The sequence below is a fragment of the Actinomyces oricola genome, from assembly GCF_004104015.1.
GTDB lineage: Bacteria > Actinomycetota > Actinomycetes > Actinomycetales > Actinomycetaceae > Actinomyces > Actinomyces oricola.
Genome location: NZ_RYFV01000008.1, coordinates 86,190 through 94,047 on the forward strand (window position 1 = coordinate 86,190; position 7,858 = coordinate 94,047).

Here is a 7,858-nt window from a genome sequence, read left to right on the forward strand (position 1 = left end):
CGGACGCCGTCGTCGACCGGCAGACGACCGGGGCGGACGAGCAGGCCGACCAGCACGCCCTGCCGCACATCGAGCACCCCGCCCGCCGACTGCTGGCCTACGTCTTCCACTACTACTCGTGGCAGCTGATCGTCGTCGCCGTCAGCATTATCATCGCCTCCGTCGCCTCGACGATCGCCTCGATCTTCATGCAGCGCATTGTGGACGAGGTCATCACCCCCGGCCTGAGCACGGGCCTGGACGCCGTCATGCCCACGCTCGTGCGCATTATCACCATGATGGGCACGGTCTACGCCCTCGGCGTGGCCACCAGCTTCCTGTACTCGCGGATCATGGCCGTGGTCACGCAGGGGTCGCTCAAGCACATGCGCGACGACATGTTCGACCGCATGCAGTCCCTGCCGATCAAGTACTTCGACACCCACGCCCACGGCGCGATCATGTCGACCTACACCAATGACACCGACGCCATCCGCCAGCTCATCGGCCAGTCCGTGCCGACCCTCATCCAGTCCGGGCTGACCCTGGGCGCCATGCTCGCCATGATGCTCTACTACAGCCTCTGGTTGACCATCCTGGTGCTGGCCGTGGTCGCGGTCATGGTCGGCGCCACCCGGCGGCTCGGCGGGGCGTCCTCGCGCTACATGGTGGCCCAGCAGCAGTCGCTCGCCACCGAGGAGGGGTTCGTCGAGGAGATCATGGGCGGGCAGAAGGTCGTCCAGGTCTTCAACCACGAGGAGGCCGCCAAGGCCGACTTCGCCGCCCTCAACCAACAGTTGTTCTCCGATTCGGAGAAGGCCAACCAGTACGGCAACATCCTCGGCCCGGTCATGGGCAATATGGGCAACCTGCTCTACGTGCTCATCGCCATGGTCGGCGGCCTGCTCATCCAGTTGGAGGTCAGCAACATCGGCTTCGCCGGCATGGGCACGATCACTGTCGGCATTATCGTCTCCTACCTGACCATGGTCCGGCAGTTGTCCCAGACCATCAACCAGGCCTCCCAGCAGGTCGCCCTCATCGCCATGGGGCTGGCGGGCGCCGGCCGCGTCTTCGCCCTCATCGACGAGCAGCCCGAGCAGGACACCGGCTATGTGGGGCTGGTCACCGCCGTCGAGACGGCCGACGGCGGCGTGGAGCCCGCCGACCACAAGACCGATGTGTGGGCCTGGCGCCACCCCCACCAGGCCGACGGCACGGTCACCTACACGCGTCTGCGCGGCGAGATCGTCATGAAGCACGTCGACTTCTCCTACGACGGCGTCAAGGAGGTCCTCCACGACGTCTCCCTGTGGGCCAAGCCGGGGCAGAAGATCGCCTTCGTCGGCGCCACCGGCGCCGGGAAGACCACCATCACCAACCTCATCAACCGCTTCTACGACATCGACGACGGCAAGATCCGCTACGACGGGATCAATATCAACAAGATCGCCAAAGCGGATCTGCGCCGCTCGCTCGGCGTCGTCCTCCAGGACGTCAGGCTCTTCACCGGCACCGTCATGGACAACATCCGCTACGGGCGGCTGGACGCCACCGACGAGGAGTGCATTGAGGCGGCGCGGCTGGCCAACGCCGACGGCTTCATCCGCCGCCTGCCCCACGGCTATCAGACGGTCATTGCGGGCAATGACTCCAACCTGTCCCAGGGGCAGGCGCAGCTGCTGTCGATCGCCCGCGCCGCCGTCGCCGACCCGCCGGTCATGATCCTCGACGAGGCGACCAGCTCCATTGACACGCGCACCGAGGCCCTCGTTCAGGCCGGCATGGACAACCTCATGGCCGGGCGGACGGTCTTCGTCATCGCCCACCGCCTATCCACGGTGCGCAACTCCGACGCGATCATGGTCCTGGACCACGGCCGCATCATTGAACGCGGCAGCCACGACCAGCTCATTGAGCAGCGCGGCACCTACTACCAGCTCTACACCGGCGCCTTCGAGTTGGAGTAGGCCTGGCGCGTCGGGGCACGATGCCGGCGGCTGCCCCGGGGCTCAGCCCCGGACGGAATAAGGCTAGGCGGGCCCCACGACAACCGCTAAGCCACCTGCTCGGGGCACCCGGCGCCTGCGGCCAGGGGCGCACGGAACTCCTGGTGCCAGACCGCCGGGTCCCCAGCAGTGCTCGTGGCTTACGCGTGAGGATGAGCTCATGAGCACGTCAACCATCCCTCCCCTGCCCTGCACCTCGGTCGCCCGCGTGAGCACGACCAGGCCGGCCCGCTATGGCCACCAGCTGGCCTCGCACATGGGCCGCACGCTGACGGCGCAATGGGACGAGGAAGCGCAGGCGGGGCGCCTGATCTTCGACCGCGATGGCACGGTCAGCGGCGTCCTCGAGCTGGCCTGCGAGTCCGGTGCCCTGGTCATGACCCTGCGCTCCACGCCCGGCAACCTGGGGCGCTTGGAACAGGTCGCGGGCATCCACCTGGCCCGCTTCGGACACAAGGACCAGCTGGCCGTATCCTGGGTTCGCGAGGACGGCGCGGCGGGCTCCTCCCAGGGGCCCCTGTCCGCCGAGGACATGGCGCGCATGCGCCGTGAGCACCAGGAGCGCCAGGCCCGGCACTCGAGGGGACGTGCCACCGAGATGAGTTCGGGCGACGACACGGTTGAGGCAGGTCATGAGACCCACGTCAAGGGCGATCACGATCCCCTTCAGTGACTTAGCGCCCGCCCGCATCGCCCCTGGTTCACCGCTCTACTTCCCGCACGCCACAGCGCCCGCCGATCAACCAACTACCGTAGCGATCGGTCGGGGAGACCTCCTCATCGTTGACGAATTGGACGCCAGCCTTCATCCCGCACTCACGGCGGCTCTCGTCACGATGTTCAAGAGCCCGGACATCAACACCACCGGCGCCCAAATCCTCTTCTCCACCCATGACGCGACGCCTCTGGGCAACTCGCCGAGCAAGCTACTGGATCCCGAGGAGGTGTGGTTCTGCGAGAAGCGCGGCTCATCGCTTCAAACGTCTCGGACTCCTGTGACCGGGCGAAGATAATGGAACCTCCTGCGGTTTGTCCACCGTGATCTCAGGCCCGCCGCCCGGATGGGAGTCGGCTGTACCGGGGGATGCGATCCAGCGGCGTCGCCGCAGTAATGACGGCCGGCCCCGTCAGCAGCTCGCCTCGATCATCGCGCCACGTGCCATCTGGCAGGCGCACCTGGCGCGTGCGCGCTCCTTGCTCGAGGGCGGGGGCCACGAGCAGGTCGGGTCCGAGCAGGAACTGATCGGCGACATCCTCCATCCCCGGGTAGTGGTAGGCCATGTGCCGCACCACCGGCTCCCCGGTCACGGCCGCCTGATCCACCAGGTCGAGGATGAGCGGCAGCAGCTGCTCGCGCACTGCCAGCGCGCCGTGGACGGCGCCTCGATGCACCGCGTCCAGGACGCGCGCGGGCGACAGGGAGAACTGCATCATTGGGGCGAGCGCGGCCACCTGGGCGTATCGCACGAAGAACTCCTGGTCGATGCCCGCGGCCCCGCTCATGGCGTCGATCTCGCCGCCGCCGATCATGTCGGGGCACGTGAACGGGTGCCCGCCGAGCCCCTGGACGACCAGCCCGGGGATCAGCGATCCGATGCCGTCCTCGCCCCAGGACGGCGGCTTGTCCGCGAGCCGCTGCGCCAGCGGCTGGCCGCCCATCTTCCAGCAGGCCCGGTACTCATTGAACGGATAGTTGAGCCCGATCCGTGCCCACGCCTCGCACAGGTCGACCGGCTCCGCCAAGGGCTCTGCGGTTCGGTCGTCCGCCCGGTAGTCGTGGACGTCGCCGGCGTCGAACTTGAACCCGTCGACACCGGTCGTCTCGACCAGCGCGTCCAGCTCGCCGCGCACCCAGGCGACGGCGGCGGGGTTGGTCAGGTCGAGGAGGGCGCTGTAGCCGTTCCACCAGCGGCGGATCGCGGTCTCGCCCGTGCCGTCGCGCAGCAGCAGCCCCTCGTGTTCTAGTGAGCGGAACACGGCCGAGTCGGGGCTGACGAACGGCACCACCCACAGCATGATGCAGCAGTCCCAGTCGTGGAGTCGGCGCACCATGGCGGCGGGGTCCGGGAAGCGGGTTGGGTCGAAGCGCCAGGTGCCGTAGTCCGGCGACCAGGAGTCGTCGATCATGACGACTCCCGGCGGCATCCCCTCGTCCAGCAGACGGCGCACATAGGTGAGTACGGCCTCCTGCGTCGGGGTGTACGGCATCTCGATCCAGCAGTTGTACTGCGGGCCGGTGAACAGCTCACGGGCGGGGGTGGTGCCGGCCGGAGGGAAGTACCGGGCAGATGCTTCCCGGAAGGCCTCGCGCAGCGTTGACCCTCCCCGCGAGAGCCGTACGTCGCTGCCCCGCACCTCCAGCCGACCCTGCGCGATCGAAAAGGCGAACGGCCGGTCGGACCACACGATGCGCCCGGTGCTCGACAGCAGCAGCGGTGCGCTCTGGTTCGCGCCGCGCATGCTTGCGGCCCGCCCGGTGTGGAAAGCCAGGTCGCGGCGGAACGGGCGAAGCCCGTATGGCATGTGCCGGCTGTCGGCCACCGCGCCGCCCCACCACCGCTCGCCGGGCTCAAGCCGCGTCGACCAAGCGCTGCCCGTGCCGCTACTCATCTCGTCCACATGCCTCCGGCCGCGATCCTAGATGACGACCATGGACAAGGACAGCCGGATCGAGCCGACCATGATCAGATTGCACGGCGGGGTCTGCAGAGCGTTGATCCAGGTGTCCTCCGCGGTGAAGTGCGCGCGGTCGTAGGTCCGCGTGCGTCCTGTCACCGTGGTGAAGCTGGGTCAAAGCGGTGATGTTCAGGAGGTTCCTCTGTCGGCAATCCTGTCAGGTGCTCGCTCCGGGATGCGCGGCTCAGGGATGCGCGCGATCGCAGAGTCCCGCGCGGTAGCGTGACCAGTGCTCGGCGGTGGCTGTCAGGAGAGTGGTGGGGATTCGGCGATCCTTCGGATCGGCGGTGTCAAGCCGGTCGACGTAGTAGAGGCTCGGTACTCCGAGCGTGCCCTGGTGCGCTGTCCACGCCTCGTACGACGCGATGTTGGGCAGCGCCCAGCCGTCAGTGTCGATCAGAGTGCGCGGGTTGGCGCTGGCGACCACGTTGGCGCGGAACGCCATCATCTCGACGAGCCCCTGGCCCGGGCTGGAATCGCACGGGCTCGAGAGCGCCGCCGGGCTGGTCGAGCATCAGTGCGTCGTTCAGCCGCAGCATGTCGGTGACGTCGTTGAACCCGGGGTCGGGGGTGTGGGTGATGACCAGCGCGTCGGACTTGATCTCTTTGATCGCCTCGTACAGCACGCGCAGCAGCTCGTGGAGTAGGTCGGCCTGGCGTGACCAGGACGGCGCGGTGGAAGGATCGTCGGCCGCGACGGCATCCGCGTTCTGTGCGCCCCAGCCGCAGAACATGGGCTCCCGCCACCCAGGTGAGGGCTCCGGCCACGCGCGGGTCGGGACGAGGCCGCGCGCCTCGAGCAGCTCGCGGCCAGCCGGAGGCGGGCAAGCCTCCTGGCGGAGCTGGTCAGCTCGACGATGCCGCGGGACGGGTCGATCGTCGCTTCGAGTCCTCCTACGCGCAGGGTGGGGTGGGGCTGGGGATCGGTGTACAAGGGTGGTGCTTCGTTCGAGACGATGAGGATGGGGAAAGGGCGTGGCGCGCGGGCAGTTCAGTTCCGTCGGTCTCGACAATGGTGTGCCTTCCTCGCCCGCACCGATGACTCGTTGCCTACCTTTTGCCGCCGCCAGATGTAGGTCCAGCACGGAATCTCGACCGCATTGCCATTCATGGCGAGGGGTCAGCGATCACTTCAACCCGCACACCGACGGCTTCATAGGTGGGGCGGGCGCGCGCATCCCGCGTCGCGAGCACGAGGTTGTGTTGATGAGCGGCTAATGCGACCAGTCCGTCGTACGTCGCCCCACCCGAGATGCCAAGACGAGCGAGGTCTCGATGAGCCCCAGAAGCCGCACCGGGCGGAAGCAAGACGTCCCCGGAAAAGTTCTCGTCGATCAGCATGACCGCATCCGAGGGGCTCACACGCGCATCCCCGGGAAGACGAGTCAGCACGGCATAGGTCTCCGCGAGGGCGTGCCCACTCAGAGCGAGGGAACGGCCGCGCGCCCACAGCCTGACCGCCTGATGCGCCTCATGCGATGCGACCAGTAGCGGTACGGCCACACTCGTGTCGACGGCATAACGCGAATCGTCGGTCAACGTCGCCCCGAATCGATCAGCGCGAACATCTGTGCGTCCGTGACGACGGTTTCAGCGCGAGAGACCAGCCGACCATCGGCACCGCGTTCTAGTCGTGCGGTTCGACCGCCCGGCGTGATCTGAACACCGCTGCCATAGGGCGAGACATCCACTTTCGAACCAGGGACGAGCCCCAACGCTTCACGAATGCTCTTGGGCAGCAGCAGCCGCCCTCCAGAATCGATCGTCGCCTCCATGGGATTACTCTACCATCTCAATCCCATTCACTGCGCGAGGCACACCTACTTCTTCCCGCCACCAGATGTAGGTCCAGCACGGAACTCCACGGGCATGGAGCTCGGCAAGGGGCTCTATGAGACTGCCGTGTCGAACACGCACATCCTGTCTCAAAGCTGGACTGTCACTATCTGGCCGGCCGGCGCTGCGTACATGCCCCGGCGGGATGACGTCTTCCAGTGCGAGGGCATCTTCACTATGTGTTCCACCGACCTGGACGTGTACCTGTTGGCGGCGCTGGCCAGGTTGCGGGTGCGGACGTTGTCGAAGAACCTGGCGCGTGTGGCCCAGGACCTGCGCGCGGCCATCACTGCACGCGAGCAAGCGGACCAGGAGTCGGTGAGCGGTGCGTATGAGGACCTCATCCGTGAGGCGATCGCCTTGGATGCCGACGCGGTGGCCTTCCTGGCATCTGAATGGTGGACGGACATCACCGATCGCCTGCGCGCTGACACAGAATACCCACCCGCCTTAGTGCCCCAGGGACACTAAGCCACCACGCCATTGCAACGAAAAACCACCCTCACCAACCAGAACCCCCAAAAATGGCACGAGTCAGGTCGAGCGTTCCTCGGCTTCCCGAGGCGGGACCACCCCGCTGCGGGTTTCGGTGAGCTACGACGTGAGCTGGACGGCCACGGACGGGCAATCGGGTGCACTCGACTCGGTGACGACCTCAACCACCATCGCCCTGCCCGTCGGCGAGATTCAAGCCGTCAACATCACCAACCCCGAGAACTGAACCAAGCCACAACACCCCCGGGCGGGTCTGTCCGATGAACGGTCGAGGCGGCGGATCGCATAGGCCATCGTCTTTTGGGATGACCGGGAACCAGAACCGCAATCGTCAACAGCGTCACGAAGGTCATAGAGCAGTTTCCGTAACGTCGATCCGGCATCAAAGCAGACTTCTGGGATGTGCCGGCCCTGCACAACGTAGATCCAGCTAGGGGGTGGTGGATCGGGGTGTCGCGGGGCGGCCGAGGTCGGTGGTGATGGCGGTAGGGTCAAGGGTCGCATCGGCGCGCTCGAGGGCGGCGTCGAGGAGATCCAGGGGCGCGGGAGTACCAGGTTGGTCGTTGTTGGACATGGTGGTCAGGACGATAATGCCGGGTTCTTCACCGTTATTGGTGGTCACGGCGGCGTAGATGCGTTCGACGGTGTGCTGGATACCATCGTCCCCGGTGGTAGTGATGGTGAAACCGGCCAGCGCCTCGGGCAGGTCCGCAGTAGCATAGAAGACACCGCCCCCGCTTGGTGTCAAGGGGTGGAAGCAACGAGGAGGCGTTCGAAGGCTTCTCGTGGGGTGAGGTAGTTCAGGGTGGCGCGGGGGCGTTCACCCGTGTTCTTCGGCGATGGCGGTCAGGTAGGGCTGGTGC

11 protein-coding genes and 1 pseudogene are annotated in these 7,858 nt (G+C 66.8%); 5 read left to right on the top strand and 7 right to left on the bottom strand.

The genetic code is table 11. The annotated features are described in order from the left end of the window. Window positions 1–59: 59 nt before the first annotated feature. The 3 genes and pseudogenes from EUC46_RS05035 to EUC46_RS12960 all read left to right on the top strand — a co-directional run. On the top strand, window positions 60–1,949 hold the full coding sequence (locus EUC46_RS05035; protein WP_241655409.1) for an ABC transporter ATP-binding protein: 1,890 nt from the start codon (window positions 60–62) through the stop codon (window positions 1,947–1,949). Window positions 1,950–2,148: 199 nt separating this feature from the next. Beyond that, window positions 2,149–2,661 (top strand): DUF2218 domain-containing protein, encoded by a 513-nt coding sequence (locus EUC46_RS05040; protein ID WP_128773097.1) that lies wholly within the window; start codon window positions 2,149–2,151, stop codon window positions 2,659–2,661. A 91-nt stretch (window positions 2,662–2,752) separates the two neighbouring features. After that, window positions 2,753–2,959: pseudogene (locus tag EUC46_RS12960) on the top strand (AAA family ATPase); the annotation flags it as partial. 73 nt (window positions 2,960–3,032) lie between these two features. On the opposite strand, the gene EUC46_RS05050 reads toward EUC46_RS12960, so the two are convergent. The 6 genes from EUC46_RS05050 to EUC46_RS05070 all read right to left on the bottom strand — a co-directional run bounded on the left by EUC46_RS05050 (window position 3,033) and on the right by EUC46_RS05070 (window position 6,439). Beyond that, complete coding sequence (locus EUC46_RS05050; RefSeq protein WP_128773113.1) at window positions 3,033–4,598, bottom strand: glycoside hydrolase family 31 protein; 1,566 nt, start codon at window positions 4,596–4,598, stop codon at window positions 3,033–3,035. 27 nt (window positions 4,599–4,625) lie between these two features. After that, entirely contained in the window at window positions 4,626–4,763 is a 138-nt protein-coding gene (locus EUC46_RS12505; RefSeq protein ID WP_164918754.1) for a hypothetical protein, read from the bottom strand. An 85-nt stretch (window positions 4,764–4,848) separates the two neighbouring features. Next, window positions 4,849–5,112 carry a hypothetical protein gene (locus tag EUC46_RS05055; RefSeq protein ID WP_128773099.1) on the bottom strand — a complete coding sequence of 88 codons (264 nt, stop codon included), beginning with the start codon at window positions 5,110–5,112 and terminating at the stop codon, window positions 4,849–4,851. Continuing rightward, window positions 5,051–5,398: a hypothetical protein gene (locus EUC46_RS05060; protein ID WP_128773100.1), complete on the bottom strand. Its 348-nt coding sequence runs from the start codon at window positions 5,396–5,398 to the stop codon at window positions 5,051–5,053. The genes EUC46_RS05055 and EUC46_RS05060 overlap by 62 nt, the downstream gene beginning before the upstream one ends. 373 nt (window positions 5,399–5,771) lie before the next feature. Continuing rightward, on the bottom strand, window positions 5,772–6,203 hold the full coding sequence (locus tag EUC46_RS05065) for a type II toxin-antitoxin system VapC family toxin (protein WP_128773101.1): 432 nt from the start codon (window positions 6,201–6,203) through the stop codon (window positions 5,772–5,774). Then, window positions 6,200–6,439 carry an AbrB/MazE/SpoVT family DNA-binding domain-containing protein gene (locus EUC46_RS05070; RefSeq protein ID WP_128773102.1) on the bottom strand — a complete coding sequence of 80 codons (240 nt, stop codon included), beginning with the start codon at window positions 6,437–6,439 and terminating at the stop codon, window positions 6,200–6,202. Before EUC46_RS05070 ends, EUC46_RS05065 begins: the two co-directional genes overlap by 4 nt. A 94-nt stretch (window positions 6,440–6,533) precedes the next feature. Between EUC46_RS05070 and EUC46_RS05075 the strand changes: the two genes are divergently transcribed. Beyond that, on the top strand, window positions 6,534–6,971 hold the full coding sequence (locus EUC46_RS05075) for a hypothetical protein (RefSeq protein ID WP_128773103.1): 438 nt from the start codon (window positions 6,534–6,536) through the stop codon (window positions 6,969–6,971). A 118-nt stretch (window positions 6,972–7,089) separates the two neighbouring features. Next, window positions 7,090–7,221 (top strand): hypothetical protein, encoded by a 132-nt coding sequence (locus EUC46_RS13270; protein WP_277750475.1) that lies wholly within the window; start codon window positions 7,090–7,092, stop codon window positions 7,219–7,221. A gap of 204 nt (window positions 7,222–7,425) precedes the next feature. Here the strand turns inward: EUC46_RS13270 and EUC46_RS05080 are convergent, their stop codons facing one another. Next, window positions 7,426–7,743: a hypothetical protein gene (locus tag EUC46_RS05080; protein WP_128773104.1), complete on the bottom strand. Its 318-nt coding sequence runs from the start codon at window positions 7,741–7,743 to the stop codon at window positions 7,426–7,428. Between the last annotated feature and the right edge of the window lie 115 nt (window positions 7,744–7,858).